25 protein-coding genes are annotated in these 20,555 nt (G+C 44.1%); 6 read left to right on the top strand and 19 right to left on the bottom strand.

All coding sequences use genetic code 11. The annotated features are described in order from the left end of the window. Positions 1 to 57: 57 nt before the first annotated feature. From rplB to ACZ43I_RS00915, 7 genes are all read right to left on the bottom strand, one after another. On the bottom strand, positions 58 to 891 hold the full coding sequence (gene rplB, locus ACZ43I_RS00945; protein ID WP_344701589.1) for a 50S ribosomal protein L2: 834 nt from the start codon (positions 889 to 891) through the stop codon (positions 58 to 60). A gap of 30 nt (positions 892 to 921) precedes the next feature. Continuing rightward, positions 922 to 1,194: a 50S ribosomal protein L23 gene (gene rplW / locus ACZ43I_RS00940; protein WP_344701591.1), complete on the bottom strand. Its 273-nt coding sequence runs from the start codon at positions 1,192 to 1,194 to the stop codon at positions 922 to 924. After that, positions 1,194 to 1,817, bottom strand: a complete 624-nt coding sequence (gene rplD, locus ACZ43I_RS00935; protein WP_344701593.1) for a 50S ribosomal protein L4 — start codon at positions 1,815 to 1,817, stop codon at positions 1,194 to 1,196. The genes rplW and rplD overlap by 1 nt, the downstream gene beginning before the upstream one ends. A 30-nt stretch (positions 1,818 to 1,847) precedes the next feature. Further along, entirely contained in the window at positions 1,848 to 2,510 is a 663-nt protein-coding gene (gene rplC / locus ACZ43I_RS00930) for a 50S ribosomal protein L3 (RefSeq protein ID WP_344701595.1), read from the bottom strand. 25 nt (positions 2,511 to 2,535) lie between these two features. Further along, the gene (gene rpsJ, locus ACZ43I_RS00925; RefSeq protein WP_344701597.1) at positions 2,536 to 2,844 is read right to left on the bottom strand and encodes a 30S ribosomal protein S10; all 309 of its coding nucleotides are present in this window, start codon (positions 2,842 to 2,844) and stop codon (positions 2,536 to 2,538) included. Positions 2,845 to 3,156: 312 nt separating this feature from the next. Next, a complete protein-coding gene (locus tag ACZ43I_RS00920) occupies positions 3,157 to 4,491 on the bottom strand; it encodes an NCS2 family permease (RefSeq protein WP_344701599.1) in 1,335 nt (444 codons plus the stop codon). A gap of 33 nt (positions 4,492 to 4,524) precedes the next feature. Continuing rightward, complete coding sequence (locus ACZ43I_RS00915) at positions 4,525 to 5,163, bottom strand: YczE/YyaS/YitT family protein (protein WP_344701601.1); 639 nt, start codon at positions 5,161 to 5,163, stop codon at positions 4,525 to 4,527. A 151-nt stretch (positions 5,164 to 5,314) separates the two neighbouring features. Here ACZ43I_RS00915 and ACZ43I_RS00910 point away from each other — a divergent pair, with 151 nt between their 5' ends. After that, on the top strand, positions 5,315 to 5,989 hold the full coding sequence (locus tag ACZ43I_RS00910) for a PepSY domain-containing protein (RefSeq protein ID WP_344701603.1): 675 nt from the start codon (positions 5,315 to 5,317) through the stop codon (positions 5,987 to 5,989). A 35-nt stretch (positions 5,990 to 6,024) separates the two neighbouring features. On the opposite strand, the gene ACZ43I_RS00905 is transcribed toward ACZ43I_RS00910, so the two are convergent. After that, the gene (locus ACZ43I_RS00905; RefSeq protein ID WP_344701605.1) at positions 6,025 to 6,705 is read right to left on the bottom strand and encodes a phosphotransferase; all 681 of its coding nucleotides are present in this window, start codon (positions 6,703 to 6,705) and stop codon (positions 6,025 to 6,027) included. A 119-nt stretch (positions 6,706 to 6,824) separates the two neighbouring features. On the opposite strand from ACZ43I_RS00905, the gene ACZ43I_RS00900 reads away from it, so the two are divergent. Genes ACZ43I_RS00900 through ACZ43I_RS00885 form a run of 4 tightly spaced genes read left to right on the top strand, consistent with a single transcriptional unit; the run spans position 6,825 to position 8,770 of the window. Continuing rightward, positions 6,825 to 7,001: an SE1832 family protein gene (locus tag ACZ43I_RS00900; RefSeq protein WP_344701607.1), complete on the top strand. Its 177-nt coding sequence runs from the start codon at positions 6,825 to 6,827 to the stop codon at positions 6,999 to 7,001. Between the two features lie 12 nt (positions 7,002 to 7,013). Next, positions 7,014 to 8,165, top strand: a complete 1,152-nt coding sequence (locus ACZ43I_RS00895; protein WP_344701608.1) for an MFS transporter — start codon at positions 7,014 to 7,016, stop codon at positions 8,163 to 8,165. Continuing rightward, positions 8,162 to 8,476: a membrane stabilizing protein MspA gene (mspA, locus tag ACZ43I_RS00890; RefSeq protein ID WP_344701610.1), complete on the top strand. Its 315-nt coding sequence runs from the start codon at positions 8,162 to 8,164 to the stop codon at positions 8,474 to 8,476. The genes ACZ43I_RS00895 and mspA overlap by 4 nt, the downstream gene beginning before the upstream one ends. Positions 8,477 to 8,494: 18 nt before the next feature. Continuing rightward, positions 8,495 to 8,770 carry a hypothetical protein gene (locus tag ACZ43I_RS00885; RefSeq protein ID WP_344701612.1) on the top strand — a complete coding sequence of 92 codons (276 nt, stop codon included), beginning with the start codon at positions 8,495 to 8,497 and terminating at the stop codon, positions 8,768 to 8,770. Positions 8,771 to 8,799: 29 nt separating this feature from the next. Here ACZ43I_RS00885 and ACZ43I_RS00880 read toward each other — a convergent pair whose 3' ends face one another. After that, entirely contained in the window at positions 8,800 to 10,065 is a 1,266-nt protein-coding gene (locus ACZ43I_RS00880; protein ID WP_344701614.1) for a lipid II:glycine glycyltransferase FemX, read from the bottom strand. Between the two features lie 60 nt (positions 10,066 to 10,125). Between ACZ43I_RS00880 and ACZ43I_RS00875 the strand changes: the two genes are divergently transcribed. Next, complete coding sequence (locus tag ACZ43I_RS00875) at positions 10,126 to 10,371, top strand: hypothetical protein (protein WP_344701616.1); 246 nt, start codon at positions 10,126 to 10,128, stop codon at positions 10,369 to 10,371. Here ACZ43I_RS00875 and ACZ43I_RS00870 read toward each other — a convergent pair. The 10 genes from ACZ43I_RS00870 to ACZ43I_RS00825 form a co-directional block, all read right to left on the bottom strand. After that, on the bottom strand, positions 10,356 to 11,042 hold the full coding sequence (locus ACZ43I_RS00870; RefSeq protein ID WP_344701618.1) for a VOC family protein: 687 nt from the start codon (positions 11,040 to 11,042) through the stop codon (positions 10,356 to 10,358). The genes ACZ43I_RS00875 and ACZ43I_RS00870 overlap by 16 nt on opposite strands. Positions 11,043 to 11,141: 99 nt before the next feature. Then, complete coding sequence (locus tag ACZ43I_RS00865; protein WP_344701620.1) at positions 11,142 to 12,311, bottom strand: ABC transporter ATP-binding protein; 1,170 nt, start codon at positions 12,309 to 12,311, stop codon at positions 11,142 to 11,144. 12 nt (positions 12,312 to 12,323) lie between these two features. Continuing rightward, positions 12,324 to 13,292, bottom strand: coding sequence for a sugar phosphate isomerase/epimerase family protein (locus ACZ43I_RS00860; protein ID WP_344701622.1), 969 nt, complete (start codon positions 13,290 to 13,292; stop codon positions 12,324 to 12,326). Positions 13,293 to 13,303: 11 nt separating this feature from the next. Next, positions 13,304 to 14,335 (bottom strand): Gfo/Idh/MocA family protein, encoded by a 1,032-nt coding sequence (locus ACZ43I_RS00855; RefSeq protein ID WP_344701624.1) that lies wholly within the window; start codon positions 14,333 to 14,335, stop codon positions 13,304 to 13,306. Positions 14,336 to 14,344: 9 nt separating this feature from the next. Continuing rightward, the gene (locus ACZ43I_RS00850; protein WP_344701626.1) at positions 14,345 to 15,370 is read right to left on the bottom strand and encodes a Gfo/Idh/MocA family protein; all 1,026 of its coding nucleotides are present in this window, start codon (positions 15,368 to 15,370) and stop codon (positions 14,345 to 14,347) included. Further along, complete coding sequence (locus tag ACZ43I_RS00845) at positions 15,363 to 16,085, bottom strand: ThuA domain-containing protein (RefSeq protein ID WP_344701628.1); 723 nt, start codon at positions 16,083 to 16,085, stop codon at positions 15,363 to 15,365. Before ACZ43I_RS00845 ends, ACZ43I_RS00850 begins: the two co-directional genes overlap by 8 nt. Then, a complete protein-coding gene (locus ACZ43I_RS00840) occupies positions 16,082 to 17,101 on the bottom strand; it encodes a LacI family DNA-binding transcriptional regulator (RefSeq protein WP_344701630.1) in 1,020 nt (339 codons plus the stop codon). Before ACZ43I_RS00840 ends, ACZ43I_RS00845 begins: the two co-directional genes overlap by 4 nt. 13 nt (positions 17,102 to 17,114) lie before the next feature. Next, positions 17,115 to 17,957 carry a sugar ABC transporter permease gene (locus ACZ43I_RS00835; RefSeq protein ID WP_344701632.1) on the bottom strand — a complete coding sequence of 281 codons (843 nt, stop codon included), beginning with the start codon at positions 17,955 to 17,957 and terminating at the stop codon, positions 17,115 to 17,117. Then, positions 17,957 to 19,219, bottom strand: a complete 1,263-nt coding sequence (locus ACZ43I_RS00830) for a sugar ABC transporter permease (protein WP_344701634.1) — start codon at positions 19,217 to 19,219, stop codon at positions 17,957 to 17,959. The genes ACZ43I_RS00835 and ACZ43I_RS00830 overlap by 1 nt, the downstream gene beginning before the upstream one ends. Positions 19,220 to 19,244: 25 nt before the next feature. Continuing rightward, positions 19,245 to 20,537: an extracellular solute-binding protein gene (locus ACZ43I_RS00825; RefSeq protein ID WP_344701635.1), complete on the bottom strand. Its 1,293-nt coding sequence runs from the start codon at positions 20,535 to 20,537 to the stop codon at positions 19,245 to 19,247. Between the last annotated feature and the right edge of the window lie 18 nt (positions 20,538 to 20,555).

Here is a 20,555-nt window from a genome sequence, read left to right as displayed (position 1 = left end):
TTGGCGCCTCCTTCCAATAATGCGTGCGGATATTTTATCCGCACACTATGGTTTCATTTATTTCTTCTTGCGTCCTCTTACGATTAGCTTGTCAGAACGGTTTTTACCTCTACGCGTCTTCTTGCCGAGGGTAGGTTTACCCCAAGGAGACATAGGTGACGGCATACCGATTGGGGCACGTCCTTCACCACCACCGTGTGGGTGATCGTTAGGGTTCATAACAGAACCACGAACTGTAGGGCGTTTCTTCTTCCATCTGGAACGACCTGCTTTACCGATATTGATCAATTCGTGCTGCTCGTTTCCGACAGCACCGATTGTTGCACGGCAAGTTGAAAGAATCATACGTACTTCACCAGAACGCAGTTTAACCAGTACATACTTACCTTCTTTACCAAGTACTTGAGCTCTTGCGCCTGCAGATCTGACCAACTGGCCGCCTCTGCCTGGTTTGAGTTCAATGTTATGGATTGTAGTACCAACTGGGATGTCTGTAAGCGCCATTGCGTTGCCTACTTTGATGTCGGCTTCTGGTCCGCTCATTACTTCTTGGCCAACTTGCACACCTTTAGGGGCCAGGATATAGCTTTTCACGCCATCAGCATAGATGACAAGCGCTATGTTGGCTGAACGGTTCGGGTCATACTCTATTTGAGTGATGCGGGCAGGTACGCCATCTTTGATGCGTTTGAAGTCGATCACTCTATATTGACGCTTGTGTCCGCCACCTCTGTGACGTACTGTGATCTTACCTTGGTTATTACGTCCCGCTTTTTTCGGAAGCGGCTGTAACAATGACCGTTCCGGTGTCGTTGATGTGATTTCTGCGAAGTCGGAACCAGTCATATTACGACGAGCATTAGTGGTCGGCTTATATTTTTTAATCGCCATCTCGTTTTACCTCCTTATTGGTAACAGCTCTTAGAATATATCAATAGAGCCTTCTTTTAGTGTTACGATCGCTTTTCTTCTTTTCTTAGTATAGCCACTGTAACGCCCCATGCGTTTCTTCTTCGGCTTATAGTTCATTATGTTGACTTTACTGACTTTTACATCAAAAATGTTTTCTACTGCATGTTTAACTTGTGTCTTGTTAGCTTTCACATCTACATCAAAAGTGTATTTGTCAAATGACATCAAGTCAGCAGAACGCTCAGTGATGACCGGGCGTTTAATGATATCGCGTGCATCCATTACAGAAGCACCTCCTCTGCTTTTTTGATAGCACCTTCTGTGAAGATGACACGATCTGCAGAAAGAATGTCAAGTACATTGAGTTCTTCCGGTGTCAACAGTGTGACGCCTTGCAGATTGCGGGTTGAAAGTTCGATGTTGGCATCTTCTGCTTCAAGAACGAGAAGTGCTTTCCTATCCGCTTTAAGATTGCCGAGGATTGCAAGGAAATCTTTTGTTTTAGGTGTATCAATAGTCAAATTATCGACTACTGTGACTGCCTCTTCATTCGCTTTTGCCGAGAGGGCAGAGCGCAATGCAAGACGACGCATCTTCTTCGGTATTTTGTAGGAATAGCTTCTTGGCGTCGGTCCGAAGACGACTCCGCCTCCACGATAGTGCGGCGCACGTATCGTACCTTGCCTGGCGTTACCAGTACCTTTTTGCCTGAATGGTTTCTTGCCGCCACCACGTACTGCTGCACGGTTCTTGACGGAATGCGTGCCACGTCTCAATGATGCACGTTGCAGGTTTACAGCTTCAAACAGCACATGCTGGTTCGGTTCTATGCCGAAGATGTCCTGGTTGAGTTCTATAGAGTTAACTTTCGTTCCTTCTTTAGTCAATACATCTATGTTTGCCATGTGTTAAATCCTCCCTTCCTGAATTACTATTTATTTAACACCTTTTTTGATTGCTGTTACGACTTTTACATAGCCTTTACGTGGACCAGGTACATTACCTTTTATCAATAGAACATTACGTTCTGCGTCCACTTTCACGATTTCAAGATTCTGTAGGGTGACAGTTTCGCCGCCCATGCGTCCAGGCAATTCTTTACCTTTAAATACGCGGGATGGGTCAGAGGCTTGTCCCATTGAACCAGAGCTTCTGTGGAAACGGGAACCGTGTGACATTGGTCCGCGGCTTTGGTTATGGCGTTTGATTGAGCCTTGGAAACCTTTACCTTTGGATGTTGCTGTCACGTCCACTACGTCTCCTGCTTCAAATGTATCTACAGTGACTTCTTGACCTACTTCGAATTCATCTGCTGCGAGATTTTTGAATTCGCGTACGAAGCGCTTAGGAGCTTTGCCGGATGCTTTAGCATGGCCGGTTTCTGCTTTGTTTGCATATTTTTTAGTTCTTGCACCTTCAAAATATTCACGCTTGTCGTCAAAACCGATTTGTACAGAGTTGTACCCATCAGTTTCTTCTGTTTTCTTCTGCAGTACTACGTTTCCTGCTGCTTCAACTACTGTTACAGGGATCAACTCTCCGTTTTCTCCGAAAACTTGAGTCATTCCCACTTTTTTACCTAAGATTCCTTTGGTCATCGAAAGTCGCACCTCCTACTATAATTTATAATTTAATTTCGATGTCTACACCTGATGGCAGATTCAGTCCCATGAGGGCATCTACTGTTTTTGGTGTAGGGTTGACGATGTCTATAAGACGCTTATGTGTACGCTGCTCGAATTGCTCACGGGAATCCTTGTACTTGTGCACCGCACGGATAACCGTGTAAACAGCCTTTTCTGTAGGGAGTGGGATAGGACCCGATACGTCCGCACCAGAACGTTTTGCTGTTTCTACAATCTTCTCTGCTGACTGATCCAATACTCTGTGATCGTAAGCTTTCAAACGAATACGAATTTTTTGCTTTGCCATTATTTAACCTCCTTTTGGTCGTCATCATTGTGTGATAGACTTCTCCACGAAAATTCTCTTACACGCAGCCATGGCAATGCGGCCTGGCGTGTCAGTAACCTCTCGCTTCATCGATTCAAAAAACGCGCGCCTACCATAATTGTGGCGTTTGTCTTTCAGCATGGGTTAATGTCACCCATTTCAGTCCAACGCTAGATATATTACACGAAAAAAGTGAAAAAATCAAGGGATAACTCGAGATTCTTCCACTTTTTTTACTTGATTATGATCAAGATGTATAATATTACATCATTATCCCATGGTTTTCAATGCCTATTCCGTCATGAATATGAAGTATAGAATGAACACCACAAACAAACCATACATTATAGGATGAATTTCTTTTCTTCGTCCCGCCATAATCATCGTGATCGGGTAGAATACAAAGCCGATTGCGATACCTGTTGCAATACTATAGGTCAATGGCATCATGAACATAGTCAGGAAAGCAGGTACCGCGACTTCAAACTGATCCCATCTCACCTTCGACAGGTTGGAGACCATGAGTGCTCCTACGATTATCAGGGCAGGAGCTGTCACTTCTGAAGTGAATGTCACTATAAGGGGCGATAGGAAAATCGCAGATAAGAAAAGAAAACCAGTTACGACACTCGCAAAGCCTGTTCTTGCACCTGCTGCCACCCCAGCTGTCGACTCGACGTATGAAGTCGTAGTAGAAGTACCGAAGATGGCACCTGCTATTGTAGCAATCGAATCGGAAAGCAGTGCACGTCCTCCACGCGGCAATTTATTGTCCTTGATCATATTCGCTTGACTTGCTACACCTACCAACGTGCCTGCCGTATCAAAAAAGTCTACAAATAGGAATGTCAGAACCACAATCAGAAACTGTACATTGAAAATATCCGCCGGGTTCGAAAATGCTTCAAATGCCGCACCGAATGTCGGGGCCATACTTGGCACAGGTCCAAAGAAACTTTCAGGTCTCGGTACAAGCCCAAGGACCAGTCCTGCCACGGCAGTCAGTATCATGCCGAAGAATATTGCACCCGGTACGCGTTTTGCCATGAGCACTGCTGTAAGTAGGAGGCCTCCTACCGCCAAAAGTACTTTAGGGTCATGCAATGCACCCAATCCTACAAGTGTCGCTTCATTCATTACTATAATACCCGCACCTTGAAGTCCCACAAAGGTAATGAAGAAGCCTATGCCTGCACTGACCGCCATCTTCATCTCCATAGGGATTGAGTTGATGACATATTCCCTCAGTCCGCTGATCGTCAGCAGGGCAAAAATCATACCTGAGAACAGGACACCTGTCAGTGCGGTCTGCCATGGTATCCCCATCGTCAAAACAACCGTAAATGCGAAGAATGCATTAAGCCCCATGCCGGGTGCTAATGCAATCGGATACCTTGCATATAATCCCATGATGAGACAGCCTATGAAAGCTGCAAGTGCAGTGGCCACAAATACTGCATTCATGTCCATGCCCATGGAATCAGGTATCCCCTCTATCCCCTGAAGTGACAATACAGATGGGTTGACGGCTAGTATGTATGCCATCGAAAGGAATGTGGTCAATCCTCCGATGATTTCGCTGCGGTAAGTCGTACCATGCCCTTCAAAGTCAAAAAACTTTTTCATAATCTACTCCATTCATTTGTCATATTATAAAAACTAGATCACTTTAATGATGTTCTTATCTTCAGCGCCCAAAAACAGCACCATTAGACGACGCGTTAAAGGTAGCCACGCTTCTATTAATTTACCAAGCCCAAATACAATCACAAGAGTGCCTATGAATACCGGGCCACCCAATAGATAACCCCCTACCGCTGCACTGAATTCCATAATATTTCGGGCAACAGAAATTTTTAAGCCAAATTTATCGACCATTAGAAGCATCAGTGAATCACGCGGCCCGGCACCGAGATTTGGAGTGATGTAGAATGCCACACCAAATGACATTACTAAAAGACCGATGGAAAAGACGATTGTATGCTGCGTCCAACCTTCAAAATTCGGCAGCAGCCAATTGAAGAAGTCGATGAAAATGCCGATGGAGAGCATATTGACGTAGACTCCGAGACGAGGCCATTCACGCGTCATCACCGCAGTGAATATGACAATTACTGCACCGACTATAATGGACCAACTTCCGATTGTGAGGCCGAATGTCTGCCACAACCCATAATGGAAAACATCCCATGATCCAAGCCCCAAGAGATGACCCTTGATTGTCAGCGTAACACCTAAGGCCAAAATGACAAGACCCATCATATAAAATATCCAGCGTTTCATTATATTGGTTTTCACAGGGCACCTCCATACCTATTATTATCTAAACTAGTGTACGCCCGGCCACAGAAAATTGCAATATGCTTTATAGCCGCCTTTTAATAGTTTCGACACCGACGGGTCCGGGAATATGATATTAAAATACTCTATTGGGAGGCGAAGTGATCTTATGAGCAGACGATACAAGCTAGCAAGTCTACTTCTCGCGACCTCACTTACAGTCGGTGCATGCAGTGATGACTCGGAAAGTGAGAATGCAGAAACCACAACCGAAGAAAGCACAGCAAACGAAACGACAGAAGATACTACGACAGAAGAAGCGACGGAGGAAAGTTCCAGCAGTAATAAAGCAACTACTGAAAGCAGTTCGGGGGGCGGAACTACAGACGAATCTTCCGGCACAACTAGCGAGACGATTTCTCCTGAGGAAATTAAGCATAATGCAGATGAAGCGGTACAGACAGCATCTGATAATTTTGAAGGGGAACTGAAAAGTTTAGAGTTCGAAAAAGAAAATGATTCATGGGTCTACAAAGTAGAACTTGAGAACGAAAGTGAAGAATACGAAGCGCACATTTCTGCCGATGATCTTTCAATCATTAATGAAGAAACAGAAAATAACGATGACTTCGACACGGACGAACACTTCAATTATCAAGATGCTGTTTCAGCAGAAGACGTCATCCAGACCGCAATGGACGAGAAAGATGGCAAGCTGGAAGGGTGGAGCCTAGATAAAGATGATGGTCAGCTGGAGTACGAGGTAGAACTGAAGCAAGACAGCAACAGCCATGATGTTAAGATTAATGCAGAAAATGGAGAAGTCCTGAAAACCGATGATTAATCAAAATAAAGATGTCTGGATTATACCAGGCATCTTTATTTTTTGGCTATTAGTTTTTCAAACTGTTCAAATTTGTCCTTTTCAACCTGATCCTTTATGCGGTATCCCTCGTAGAAACTTTCTACATAACCCTCACCTAGCTTTTCCTCTATATCCAGAGCCATCGACACAATGTCATAATAACGGTCACGTATACCAATACCGACCATATCAACGCTTCCGGTAATATAGTTCTCATTGACGATCACATTGGATAATGTAAAATCACCATGGCTGAAAACGGGGTCATCATCCAATTGTCCATTCCTATGGTCAAATGGGCACTCTTCAATCTTTTGCTTATGGAAAAAACTCAAATATCTTCCAATCTGCTTAAGGGTCTCAGCTGTCGTCTTCTCATCCTGCTGTTTTAGAAATGCCTGAGCATCTATGCCCGGTAGGGCCAGGTAAAACATATAAGCCCCTGCTTCCTCATATAAGGTAACCGGTTTTGGCACGCCATTAATATTGTTGATATCCATCCAAAGGAGTCTTTTGTATTCACGCCTTGTTTTTCTTATATCATTTACATATGATTTCGCTATCAACGGCTCTTGGGGCTGATACATATTGGGCGGATCTTCTCCTCCATAACTCAACAAGTGCACTTCTGCATCAGAATTGCCTTTTAGCTGTTCCCAGTCATAATATTCTTCGTATATTTCAAACGTATGCATCAATGTCCCTCCATTCCCTCCCATTTTACTTCAATCATCCTTCAGATGTCATCAGTGTTTCCCCTAATATGCGATATGTTATGATAAGATACAACTATAATTTCAAGGGGGTGAGCACAATGGATCTAGAATATAAATTGAGAGAATTGAAAAATGAATATGTGCGTATCCAGGGTGATTTGGAAAAACTCGAATCTACTGGAAACAGTACATCCAAAATGGACGAAAGGCTTGCTCAGATAGAAACAGAAATTGCTGAGACGAAAAAAGAAATCAGAGAACAAAGTAATAAATAGGAAGTGCAGACTATGAAAAAAATGATTCTGTTCATTATGATCATACAATTCCTGATCTACTTTGGTTTTAGTATGGTCATACCCGTCATACCTGAGTTGGTGGACACGCTTGAAGTCTCTACTCTCCATATGGGCGGACTGCTTGCTGTGTATTCAATAGCCAGTTTTATATCCGCCCCTTTTTTTGGGAGGCTCAGCGATAGGCATGGCCGACGTGCCATCTTGCTATATGGCCTTCTAGCCTTCAGTTTCAGCTTCCTTCTTTTCGGTATGTTCATCGACGTATTATGGATTCTATACATAAGCCGGGTAATAGGAGGGGCCGCTTCTGGTGCGCTCTACACTGCAACAACCAGTATGGTTGCAGACTTGACGACCAGGGAAGAACGCACCCGCTTCATGGGCTTGATAGGGATGTCAATCGGACTCGGATTCATCTTCGGTCCTGGTGTAGGTGGTCTTTTGGCGGAAATTAGCCTGAGTCTTGCCTATTACATGACTGCCGCTGTAATTATAGGTGCATTGCTCTTCAGTATGTTCAAAATCGAAGAGACCTATCAGCCGGGGTCATACTCAAGAGAGGAAATTACTGTTGCCAGTGAGTACTTTTTGAAACCTGTCGGCATTCTTCTGATCTCTACATTCTTCATCATGTTCACCATGAGCGGGATGGAGAGCACTTTCCAGTTATTGGGTATCGACCGCATAAATATCACACCTTCTGAGATGGGCCTTCTTTTTGTCATCGGTGGGATATTCAACGCAGGCATCCAAGGCGGTGTCATCAGCCGATTGAAAGATGGCCAGGAATACCCGATGATGTTACTTGGTCAAGTCATGACCATCATCGCTTTCGTATTGTTGCCGTTCATGTCGAGCCTGCTGTTTGCCGGATTCTGCATTGTGCTCCTCATGACAGGAAATGCCTTAGTCAAGACACTCCTGACTTCTCAGATCACCAAGGAGGCACGTCAAGCAGAAATGGGACGCATTACAGCGACCACATATTCGTTGGATAGTCTTGGAAGGATTTTTGGTCCTCTGGCCTTTAATATATTGTTCCTTATGACTCCTGGACTGCCCTTCTGGTTCGGCGCCATAACTACTGTATTATCGACATACTTTATATTCCAATACTTTAGAAAGAGGAGGAAAGTTGTATGATTTTAGCAGTCCTCATGCTCCTCATATACCTTGTGGTCGGTGCCATGACCATCCTATATCAAAGAAGCAGGCTATTCGATGTTTTCCGCATCATTGCAGGAGTGGCGTTCCTTCTACTGACCACCACTCTCGCCCTAGCAGTACCCAACCCAGATGGTTACTTGATTTTTGCGCTTGCGCTCAGCCTCTTCATCTCTGTGGAGATAACAAGCTACAAAGAATACAAGGGAGATCGTAACCGATTATTTCTCATTCACGCGTTCACACTCATGATTTCTGCAGTACTTATACTCATGTTGCTGACAGCGTAACAGGAAAGAGGTGTTTTGATGAGACGTGTCATCCTCATTCTTCTCATTCTCATGCAGGCAATGTTCTTCATAAATTATATCGTCAACAACGGTGTCATCTTTTTCAGCATCTATATTTGGGCACTGCTCAGTATAATTTCATTTATTTCATCTTGGCGGGCCGTCGTTGCCGAACCAAACTTATATGAGAACAGAAGCATACATCTTTCGTTGTCTCTCACACTTCTCATAATGTCCCTGATGTCGCTGATATTCGTTGCGCTTATTGCAGCGACTCGGCCATATTTCTTATAGAATATAAAAGCTGCCCTTTCAAGGGCAGCTTATTTTCTTTCTTTGAATGCTTTAATCTGCTGATTCAGTTTAACCTTCCCTTTCTGGAAGAGTGGAACACCTACTTCAGCCAACGTATAGAGCGGTTTATTGATCACATAATCGAATTCGCCGACTTTCTCACTTACCTCGGTACCCCATACTTTCTTGAACTGCCATAAACCAAAGTGTCCTGAATCTTGAGGTGGATCGACACTGACACCACCAAAATCATAAGTCAGTGCTCCGGCATTACGCGCGTACTTCATCATTTCGTACTGCATATGATGGTTTGGTAGGTATTCTCTGTACAAGTCAGAAGAGGCTCCGTAGAGATAGTACGATTTATGTCCCGACTGTGCTAAAAGCGCGCCGGATAAAGTAACGCCCTCTGGATAATCGTGAGCCATCTCTTCAATTTCCTGTTTCTGTTTCTCCAATTTCTCGGCTCTATTGGCAAGGTCTTTAAGCTGATTTTCCTTTTTGATGCTGTTTTTCCTCTTTTGGGCCTTCTCTAATTCTTTGGCCACCTTGCTGATATCGGACTCAAGTGATGCGGATACGTCTTCTGGCACAAGTTTAACGAGGAACAATTCCATATGGCCGTTTTCATGCAAGTTATCATATAAGGATTCGAAATAAGTGATATCCCGAGTCAAAAAGCCATCTCTTTTCCCTGTGACTTTCATCAGTTCCACAAAAATCGGAAGTTCCTCTCTCGTAGCCTTATATACCTTCGTCCCTTTTCTTATCGCATTGCGCACTCTCGTCCGGTTATTCCTTTCGAAGCTTCCAAGCAGATCTTCATCCGATTTATCGATTCGTGTTACCATCGTCTGTCTCGGCTGGATATTATCCTTACTCATGCCGTCCTTTAATCCACGATGCCTGAACCCGATCTTTTTTAAGAAATCTATAGTCCCTTTATGGGTTTCAAGCGGTATATCCGGGTCAATCTTCAATACGTAGGCTTGTTCTTCCTTTGCTATTTTCAAAGCTTCTTCGAGCATGAATTCCACAAGTCTCTCATCGTCATAATCACAGACGAAGCCTCTTGAGGCATAACACAGCGTCTGCTTCATTTTCGGCAGTCTTTTGAACATCAGTACCACAGCACCTACGGTCTGAGCACCATCACTGACCGCAAATCTTCTGGAGTACCATCCTGTCAGCCGCTTTGACTGTGCCCAGTCAGTCAGTTGAAGTAAATCGCCATTCGGGTGGTGTTCTATAAATTGGTTGTGTTCTTCTTCAGTCAGATTGATTAGTTTAAGCATAATAATCTCCATTCAATTAAAATCTGATATAATAATTGCAAGAAAGGTGGTCCTTTATAAATGAGACAAGTCATTTTAATCTTGCTTATCGTTCTCAACGCAATCAGCATGTTCCAATTGAATCAATATGGACATGGCGACCTCATCGCGCTAATGAGCATGAGGATAATACTTGGCGTTGTCACTGTTATGCTGAGCATTGCCTATATCCTTGTACGTGGTTCGAAGTCCCTGGTTATCCTGAGCGTGGTTACGGCGCTTTTAGCCTTGGGCCATCTGCTCATGATCCTTTATATAAATCTATAGTCCGCTCCTCTGTAGTGGCCTGAGGTGCCTTCCATTTCTATTTGTAGAGCAATTGAAGGTACTCCAGTTTCCTTAAGGGAGACTGTAGTCCGAGAATCCAACTCGCCCTCCCACACTCCAACCACATCATAGAATGCTTCCCATCTCTTCAAATCCACCACATTGTTATGGATGACGATTTCCGGGGAGATGATCTCTTTTTCCATCGCTTCTATACGCGACAGCCGCATGTCATCACTTTCTTCCCATTCTATAAATAACGGAAAGGTTTCAACATCATCCTCTATATAAAGTAATTTCCAACGGATGGTTTCTCCCGCGGTCTCCCGCTCCATATCAACCGGCCCGGATATGTTGAACCCTTTGGCACGGTATCGTTCTGCAAGCTGTTCAATTTTATCGGTGTTTATCGCATACCTGATAAACCCTTCTTTGTAACCCTTGTCCGCAATGGTTCTGGCAAAGGACTCTGTTCCGTCCTCAAGATGGGTATTGAACTGTTTTTCATCGCTTATAGTCAAATATTCTATATACCTCAAATCAAAGTAAGACAGTGCATTTTCAGTACCGAATGCAGGATGCTCACCACCTGAATGGATGGGCAGCACACCTTCAGATTTTACAGCATCCAAGTCGTCTACATAGTGTATGATATGATCAAATTTAATCATCTTCTTCACCTCACTCCAACTATATCATAATACCACGGCATCAGATCGAATGATCAAAAAAACAGTCCACCGAATATTCGGTGGACTGTTTTTATAACTCTACGCTTCCATTACATTCGAGGTCTGATTGTTGGATGCCAAAGCCTTTTTTTCTTTCGCCCGATCGTCTTTTGTGACGATGCGCTGCTTAGTTTCCCAATCAAAAAAATGACCCTTGTTCATATCAAAAGCAAATTTGACGACATCGCCCGGGGCCAGGTCGTTCCGCGCATCTACTCGAGAGATGAACTCCTGACCTTGTAGTTCTGAGTACAGCATGATTTCAGATCCGAGCAGTTCACTCACCTTCACTTCCGCATCAAAAGCAGTCGATAGACCAGATTCCACAAACACGGCCTCTTCCCTTACATCTTCAGGGCGGATGCCGAATTTAATCGGTTGATTGTCGTATCCACCATTAATGAGCATGCGACGCTTTGCTTCAGGGATTTCTATTGTGGTGTCTCCGATCATAAGCACACCATCCTTCATCTCTGCATCAAATACATTCATTGCCGGAGATCCGATGAATTGTGCTACGAAGACGTTCTCAGGATAATCGTACACCTCTTTCGGGGAGCCCACCTGCATGATGTCCCCTTCATTGAGTATGACGATTCTAGAAGCCATGGTAAGTGCTTCAGTCTGATCATGTGTCACATAGACGGTGGTAGTTTTGAGTCGTTTATGTAACTTGATGATTTCAGCGCGCATCTGCACCCTCAGTTTTGCATCAAGGTTGGATAATGGTTCATCCATCAGAAACACACTGGCTTCCCTGACTATCGCACGGCCAAGCGCCACACGCTGACGCTGCCCACCGGATAGCGCTTTCGGCTTACGGTCAAGATAATCTGTCAATCCTAGAATTGCCGCTGCTTCTTCCACCCGCTTCTTAATTTCCGCCTTCGGGGTTTTGCGCAATTTGAGGCCGAACGCCATATTGTCGTAGACGCTCATGTGGGGATATAGGGCATAGTTCTGGAAGACCATCGCAATATCCCTGTTCTTTGGCTCGACATCATTCATTCGTTTATCGTTGATATACAAATCTCCTCCGGAGATTTCCTCCAACCCTGCAATCATGCGCAGTGTCGTCGATTTACCGCATCCTGAAGGGCCGACTAGAACGATAAATTCCTCATCGTGTATATCTAGGTTGAAGTCATGGACGACTGTCGGGCCTTTGTCATATGTCTTTTGTATATTGCTGAGTTTTAGTTCTGCCATATTCCCACTCCTTTAAGCCCACCACATGTCAGTCGGCTTCTCTTTTATAATGACATTCTGCAGGTTCCTGACAGCTGTTCGGAACCCTTCCTCTATAGACATCAATCCATCTTCATGTTCAATGGAGACGACGTAATCATAATCATACATTCTGAGGGTGCTCATCATATCCGCCCATTCATCCATACTGTGGCCGAGGCCGACACTCCTGAATGTCCAACTCCTATCTTTGATGCTGCTGTATGGATTCATGTCCAGGTAGCCGTACATATTCAGGTTGTCCTGATCGATATAGGTATCTTTCGCATGGAAATGATGAATGGCACTCTCACGACCCAGAATTTTGATGGCGGCTACTGGGTCGATGCCTTGCCACCACATATGACTTGGATCAAGGTTCGCACCGATATATTCATTCGTTGCGCGCCTCAGTTCAAGCATGGTGTGGGGGGAGTGCACCAAGAAACCACCATGAAGCTCAAGCCCGATTTTGACACCTTTTGACTTTGCCAACTCTGCGATATCCTGCCAATAGGGAATCAATCTATTCTCCCATTGCCACTCCTTTATTGCAGAGTATTCCTCCGGCCACGGCGTCACCGGCCAATTGACTGCCGTATCTGTTTCATTGCCTGCAGGCGTCCCGCTGAAAGTGTTCACGACAGGCACACCCATAAGTTCTGCGAGTTGTATGCTTTTTCTCAGATTCTCATCAGATTGCTTGCGGAATGCTTCGTCTGGCGATATTGGATTGCCGTGGCAACTGAATGCACTGATGATTATATTGCGCGAAGTGAACTTCTCCATATACTCGGCCCGTAAATCTTCTGATCCAAGCAATGCGTCAACGTCGCAATGTGCATTTCCGGGGTAGCCGCCTGTTCCTATTTCAACCGCTTCAAGTCCTGATGCTTCGATGTAGTCCAACATTTCCTCAAGCTCCATGTTCTGGAACAGAGGATTGAATACTCCAAGTTTCATCCGTTAGCCTCCTAAAGTCTGATACTGCGCTGCTCTTTCGAGCTCAAGTAGATTGCTTCGATGATTTTCGATACTTCCTTCGCCTCTTCTGAAGTCACTGTCAAAGGAGTCTCATATTTTATGGCCGAAATGAAATCTTCAGCTTGAAGCCGGCTGAATGTTTCGTCGACTTTGATATAATCAATCCTCATGGTCGTCATAAGATCTTCATCAGCCTGATTGACCTGCATGTTGAATACATCAAGTCCTGCTTTTGTGCCGGAGATGCTTATGTGATTCTCATCTTCAGGAATATTTGCTGCCCAACTTGTTTCAAAGAGCATAGTGGCACCATTGTTGAAGCGGATGAATGCACTGACGTGGTCCTCCACTTCGAAAGTATCCCGATTGAAGTGCCCCCATTCATTGACAGTGTTTGTACGGCTTAGATGGTTATAGGTGGTGCTCGATACTTCCACTGGCTTGACGTCCCCCATAAGATACATGGCCATATCAAGCAGATGGCATCCATAGTCGATTAGAGCGCCCCCACCTTGCAGATCATAATTGGTGAAGACCCCCCATCCTGGTACCTTCCGACGTCTTAAACCGCGCACCCGCACCACCAGTGGATCCCCGATCATGCCGCGTTCAATTATTTTCTTGGATGCAATGGCTTCTTTCATGTAGCGGTAATGGTAAGCAATGTGAAGCCTTACACCATTGCGCTTTTCCGCTTCAATCATTGCATTGCATTCCTCAGTCGTCATGGCCATCGGTTTTTCGCACAGCACATGTTTACCATTATCCATCGCGTTTATGCTAAGCTCGGCGTGAAATTTATTCGGGGTGCAAATGACTATGGCATCAACGTGGGGATACATATCTTCAATGTCGGCGAAGACACCGGGGATCCCCAGTTCTTCTGCTACCTTCTCCGCCCGCTTTATATCCACATCATGAACAGCGGCAATCTCCACTTCATCAAATGTCCTGAAGGTTGGTATATGGCGCCCTGTCGCTATCCCACCTACCCCGATGAAACCCAATCTGATTTTATTCATGTTCAGCACCTATTTCTCCATCACAATCTTTTTGGTCCGGTCCGATTCAAAAGCCGACAAAATGATTTCTACGGATTTCTTTGCATCATCAGCAGTCACTGGTACCCTCTCGTCCGTTACGAGTGCTTTGATGAATGCATCCATCACAAATGATTTCTTTGCTTGCCCTTCCTCATCATTCGTCTGGATGCCTCCGTAGTTTTCTTGTACAACTGTGCCATCTCGTCCTGTGAATACAAAAGAATGTTTCTCGTCGCCAAGGAGATGCAATACCCCTTTTTCACCATATATTGTTGTGGAGTTATCCTCTGACCCATAAAAGGACCAGCTTGCTTGAAGCGTGCCGACGGCATTGGACGCTGTCCGTAGGATACATACTGCATTATCATCGACATCCGAAAAACTTTTCGCTTCCTTGGAGATCAATCCGCCTACTTCAACGATCTCTTCGTCTAGAATATAGCGGATCAGATCCGCCTTGTGCACCCCGAGGTCCCCCATAGCACCCATACCTGCTTCGTTCTCCTTGAAAAACCAACTTTCCTTTCCGTCGACACTCCACTCTTCAGGTCCTGGATGACCGAACGTTGTACGGAAGGCATAGACTTTCCCAAGTTTTCCTGAAGTCACATAATCCCGTGCCACCTGATGCTCTTTTATCAACCTTTGGTTATGGCCAATCATCAATTGTCTGCCTGACTCTTTTTCTGCTGCGATCATACGGTCCATCTCTCCAGTAGATAGTCCCATAGGTTTTTCGCATAGGACGTGCTTACCTGCTTTCAAGGCAGCAATGGAGATTTCGGCATGCAGATGATTAGGCACCGTGACACTTACAGCATCGACCGATTCATCTTCTAAAAGATCCTGATACTTTTCGTAGGCTTTTCCTCCATATATCTTTTGCTGCGCCTCCGCACGCGAGACTACACGGTCGCAAAAGGCTGTCAGCTTTACGTTATCGTTCTCTTCATATTCAGCGATATGCCGCTTTACACCGATACTGCCGCAACCGATTATGCCAACATTAATCATGTTCATTCTCCTTTATCTCTTCCAGTGGTTCGGAGTTTCCGTAATGATGTTTCCTGCCATGACCGCTTCCTGCCCAAACGACACCATTTTTGATGACTGTCTGAACGTTTTCATTGTAGTACGTCGGATGTGTTTCATGACCTGGGCGGAAGTAGAATATTTTGCCGTTCCCTCTTTTAAACGTGCATGCGCTTCTAAAGACTTCTCCACCTTCGAACCAGCTGAGCATTATCAATTCTTCGGGAGTTGGAATATCGAAGTGCTCACCGTACATCTCTTCTTCGGGCAGTTCGAAATACTCCCCCAGACCCTCCACAATCGGATGGGCCGGATCCACTACCCAAAGACGCTCCTTCTCTCCAGCTTCACGCCACTTCAAATCGCATGATGTCCCCATTAAAAGCTTGAAGGGTTTTGAGAAATGGGCAGAGTGAAGCACCACCAGACCCATGCCATCCCAGACGCGCTGGCGTACTTTATCAGCCACTTCGTCGGACACTTCGTCATGGGCTTTGTGCCCCCACCATATAAGGACATCAGTGTTGTCCAGCACTTCATCGGTCAATCCGTTTTCAGGCTCGTCCAGTGTAGCAGTCTTCACTTCGTGGTCTCCTAGAAAACTGGCTATCTGGTTATGGATCCCTTCCGGGTAGACACGTTCTACAACTTCCGACTCCCTTTCATGACGGTATTCATTCCAAACTGTTACCTTCATCCTCTTTCCTCCTTTTTCGTCGATTGGCGTTCTATGATACGTGTCGGTACAGTAATATTGCGCTTTAGTCTGTTGTCATCCTTTATCAGCATGATCACTTCATTACTTGCCTCTTTCCCCAATTCCTTGGGATATATGTCCACGACTGTCTGGGGAGGTGCTGCAAACTTGGTTAGAGGTGATTCACTGAAAGTCGCTGTCGCCACATCCTCTGGTATCCGAATTTGCATTTGATACAGCCGGGATATGATCCGTGCATTCAATACCCCATCGAGTGTAAGAAGTGCTTGCGGTGGTGTGTGGTCAAAGAGATCAACCAGCATCCTTTCAATGGAAGACTCATCCTTGTCGCATTGCACGACTTTGCATTTACTGCTTAGCCCGTTAGATGCCATCGCCTGTTCAAAACCGGCTATCCTATCTTGGGAAACAGCGAAAACCTCATTATCGACCACCATGACGATATCTTCATAACCTTCATCAATCAACAGGTCCGTCATCTCTTTTGCAGCCTGCACATTGTCATTGTCGACATGGATGGCATCACCGCTGTTCATTACATCTTTTCCGATGACTACGAACGGGAAAGCCATACTGGTCAAATATTTTGTCACTGGGTCATTTTCTTTTGAGTAAAGTAATATAAAACCATCCACTCTTTTTGAATTTATAAGATTTTTAACTTCAAGAAAAAGGCTGTCATCATCCTCTGCTGCAGTCATAATAGTCGAAAAGCCTTTAGTTCTGCACGCTTCTGACACTCCGAAATTAACTTCTGTAAAAAATGGATTTAATACAGCTTCATGCACTGCACTTTTTACTACAAGTCCAATAGTATATGATCTTTTTGTAACAAGATTCCTTGCTGCAACATGAGGTGTATACCCCATCTGCTCCATTATTTTGCGTATCTTCCTCTTGGTATCTGAACTAATTCCTGGATGATTTTTTACAACCCTTGAAACTGTCGAAGGAGATACTCCAGCAGCTTTTGCCACATCTTTAATTGTAACCATTAGACCACCTCATCTAGCCTTTAGTTGACCCGGACATCAAGCCGGAAATCAAATACCTTTGTAGGAAAAGAAACACGATTGCTATAGGTACTGCAATCAAAATGGATCCCGCGGCAAATCTTGTGAAAGTATTCGCAAATTGATCGTTGACCATATTGTAAAGCCCCAGTGCTAAAGTGAAGTTTTCTGGACTTCTCAAAACAATACGCGGCAATATAAAATCCATAAATGGCGCCATAAAATTGAATAATGCAACTACTGCAATAATCGGTTTAGCCAATGGAATCATTATTGTAAAGAATATACGGAAATGTCCGGCACCGTCCATTTTTGCAGACTCATCCAATTCTCTTGGGATAGTATCAAAATAACCTTTTACCAAGAACGCGTTCATCGGAATCGATCCACCTACATATACTAGAACAAGCCCCCAGAGAGAATCCAGCAATCCTATTGTATTAAGCAAGATATAAATGGCGACCATAGCCATTAATACTGGAAACATTTGTAGGATAAGAAAAGCATATAAGCCGTATTTTCGTCCAATAAACCGATACCTTGAGAACGCATATGCAGTTAAAGTCACGAAAACCACTGAAAAGAAAGAAGAAAGTGCCGCTACAATCAATGTGTTCTTGTACCATGTCAGATACATACTCTGAGAATCTGTAAACAGCCATTTATAATGGGTAAATGACCAATTTTCAGGAATCATATTGGCTCCATATAAGTTGTTCCCCGGATTTAATGAAATGCCAAAGGTCCAAAGAAGAGGGTAGAATATTACTATCGTCATAATAAACAATATTGTATACATGACAATCTGTTTCAAAAGATTTTTTCTTTTTTTAGTCATTATATCTCACCCTCCTCTTGAACTGCTCTAGTACGACTGAACTGGAATGCGGCAACCGATGCTACAATAAGACCAATAATGATGGAAATTGCAGCGGCCATGTTATAATTCTGGGTCTCAAAAGTTAGTTTGTAGACCCATGAAATCAGAATGTCTGTGCCACCAGCATTTTGTCCCCTTATAGCAGGCCCACCAGCGTTGAATAGGTAGATGATATTGAAGTTGTTAAAATTCCCTGCATATTGCATTATAAGTAACGGTGCCGTGGCAAACATGATATGCGGGAATGTTATTTCTGTGAACTTTTGCCATCCTGATGCACCATCCATATCAGCTGCTTCATACCAGTCATCGGATATACTTTGTAAGACACCCGTAAACAAAGCAAAGACAAATGGGAACCCTGACCATGTCTGAATCATTATCAGAGCCACTTTTGCCCAGAATGGATCTGAGAGCCATGGAATCGAAAGACCGAACAATGGCTGCAGAATATCATTGTTAATCGCTCCAAACTGATTATTGAATAATGCAGAAAAAATAAGAATCGTAACAAATGCTGGCACTGCCCATGGCAAGATAAGCATGGTACGGATTAACCTTTTGAACTTTATCAAAGGATGGTTAACAATGATTGCAAGAAGGAGCGCTAGGGCAATCTGTAATGTTGTTGCTACTAGTGTCCATACAATAGTCCATGTAAAGACACTAAAGAAAGTGTTTCTCCAGATGTCCACTTCAATCAAAGCTTTGAAGTTCTCAAAACCAACATAGTCTAGAACGTTCCTAGGAGGTGCATTGTAGAGATTATAGTTGGTGAATGCCAGGAAGAACATATATAGCAATGGAAATACGACTAGAAAAATGAGTAAAAAAAGCCCAGGGGCAACAATTGCATAAGGGAAGCTCTTATCCCATGCATCCCTGAATTGCTGTAGCATTGTTCTAAAGTCGCCGTTATTGATTAGTTTAGCATCCTTGTAGGCATCTATTATATTTGCAATATAGAAAGTAATTGCTATTACTACTACAAGAAGAGATATAATTCCTTGTGCCAGTAAAATTCGCGAATCATCCACACGAGGTATCTCACCAAGAGTAAAGAGTCCCCAGAATCCAATATTCAAGAAATTATAGAAAACCGCAAAGAATGATATAAAAAGGATAAAGAGGCCACCTGCTTTGGCGTACCTCTTATTGTATAATTGGCCCAGCCCAGGAAGGATAGACAAGGCTGCGGCTAATTTCGGATTTTGCTTCATAGTCTTTTCCTCCTAATCTTCGATACTACTCTTCAGAATCTTGCCCTCCTGAAGCTGAGTCTATGTCAGTTTGTATTTGGGATTTTGCTTCTTCCAATACTTCGCGAGGATCATCCCCATTCGATATGAAAATCAGCGCATCTCCCATAGGCTCCCAAACCTGTGCCATTTCAGGAATATTAGGCATTGGGTTTGCGTTCTCAGCCTGCTCATTAAACACCCTTAACAATTCATTCGAGTTTTCCACATCTGAGCGTGGCACAGTCTCCATAAGCCCTTCAGTAACCAGTTTACTGCTCTCAGCATTGGTCATAAACTTCAAAAGGTCTTTAGACCAATATTCATTCTCAGTGTATTCTGAGATCATCCATCCTTTGACTCCCATGAATGGTGTCATAGTTTCCCCATGAAGTTTGGGCAGTGTTGCTGTACCCAGCGAATCTCCAAGTGCCTCTGAATAATCCGAGAGCTTCCATGGACCTGTCATTGCAATTGGTGCCTTTCCATCTGTAAACAATCCATCAAGCACGTCGCCTGTTACGTTCTCACTAAGGTATCCGGCCTGGAACCACTCTTGCATACGCGTTGCTTGATCAATTACACCATCTGTAGCGACTCGGAGGTCTTCAGAATTGTAACTTCCATCCTCTTCTTGGCCAAATATCTGCTCATCTCCAGAGAACAACAATGGATATGAGAAATAGAAGTTTGTGGCTTCCATCAGTAATCCATATTCATTATTACTTTCATCTGTATACTCCTCCATGATTGATTCGAGTTCTTCAACTGTTTGAGGGGCTTCATCAATAAGATCCTTATTATAATAAAGAGCAGCTGCTTCAACAGCAAACGGCACTCCCATCAGCGACCCTTCATAAGTGAATGCTTCAAGTGCATTTTCGTTAAATGCATCCAACTCGAATTCAGATTGGTCGAGTTCCATCCCAAGGCCTTGGAGATAAGCACTCCCAATCATGTCATGTGGCTGTTGATAGAGATCTGGACCTTGTCCTGCCGGAGCATCTAATGATAATTGTTCCAATTGGTCAGTCATGCCTACTTCAGTGAATTCAACAGCAATACCTGTTTCTTCTTCATACTTTTCAAAAATTTCACCGTATACTTCTACCTGATTTTCTCCATCAAGCCAAACATTCAACACTTCAGGTTTTTCTGGTTCAGATCCTTCTTCACTTGAACCGGTAGACCCTTCTCCACTAGACTTTTCCCCACTCTCTGGCCTGTCCGGCCCACAGGCAGTCAGCACTAGCACCAACGCAAACATCATCAGTAGAAACCATTTGTTGCTCTTCATCATAATCCTCCTCCTAATATG

It is taken from the genome of Salinicoccus jeotgali (assembly GCF_055379195.1).
Note: the sequence above shows the minus strand (reverse complement) of the source record. Positions and strands in the feature narration are given on the sequence as shown.